The organism is Microcystis sp. LE19-195.1E (assembly GCF_027532095.1).
Classification (GTDB): Bacteria; Cyanobacteriota; Cyanobacteriia; order Cyanobacteriales; family Microcystaceae; genus Microcystis; species Microcystis aeruginosa.
This window is the reverse complement of record NZ_JAPZSZ010000341.1, coordinates 1-1,096: the sequence shown is the minus strand read 5'-3', so window position 1 is coordinate 1,096 and position 1,096 is coordinate 1. Positions and strand designations below refer to the sequence as shown.

The window sequence follows — 1,096 nt, the reverse complement described above, 5'->3', positions numbered from 1 at the left end:
AGCGATACCAATGGTCAACGATTGGGACAGATAGCTGTTAGCAAGATTCAGTTAATTCGTCGTTCTAACGGTTTAGTTGTTTCTCGCTAACTTATATAAAGCCGCCCTCCGCTATCGCTAAAGGGCGGGGTTTCAGACCCATTTTTTCGATGAACAGCTTTACTTCTTTGTCCCTGAAATTAACGGGATTGGTTTTCATTATTTCCTTCCTTTTGGATGGGTTTATCCTGCCGCTGCCCTATCGATTCAGTCAATCCCAATGGCAGGTAGGGTTCGTCACCACCTTTGTCGATCGAGGAATTGTTCCTCTCCTGGGTATCGTTCTCGTTTTAATCGCTTACTGGATTGACGCTAACAATAGAGATGTCATTCCTAGAAAATCCCGCTTTGAATTGCGTTGGCCGATCTTTTGGCTTTCTGCACTGTTAGGCTTAGTTTTTCTGTTGATGATTCCTGTTCATATCAATAATATCAACCAGATTAAAAACAACGCTTTGACTCAAATTGAACAGGGTGTTGACCAAGGGGAGGGACAAATTCAAGCTTTCTTAGCCCAGTTAAATACTCTATCGCAAAATCCCCAACTATTAGAACAGGAGATCTCTCAGAGAAATCAAGTAATTGAAACTGGTCGTTTCCAAGGACAACCGATCAACACGGAACAGTTACAGACCCTCCGCCAACAAAGAGAACAATTAACTAATTTACGGGATTTATCCAAAAAACCGAAGGAGTTTAAACAGCGATTAGATGAGATCAAAAATCAGCTACAAACTCAGCTGCAAGATCGACGAAAACAGGCAGAAAGCCAAGCTAACTTGGAAGCTTTGAAACAGTGGTTAAGAATTGGTATTCAAAGTATGTTGCTATCGATTTGCTATAGTTTGATCGGTTGGTTAGGCATTCGAGAACTAGGTAGTATAAAAAAACGCACCGCCTAAGAAGGGGGTTTATCTTATTGACATCCTCGCCGCCCTAAAAGTGCGGCGATTCCTAAACCTCACGATTTAAGTTTCTGCTTCCACCACCGTCGCATACCACAGTTAAAAAACCATGTACTGTCTTACACAGAGTCCACAGACTTTCGCCCCATTTC

General features: G+C 42.2%; 1 protein-coding gene. It reads left to right on the top strand.

The window, feature by feature from the left end; translation table 11 throughout:
• The first annotated feature begins 149 nt into the window (after window positions 1-149).
• Entirely contained in the window at window positions 150-941 is a 792-nt protein-coding gene (locus O9300_RS18350) for an HpsJ family protein (protein WP_287973216.1), read from the top strand.
• Window positions 942-1,096 lie beyond the last annotated feature (155 nt).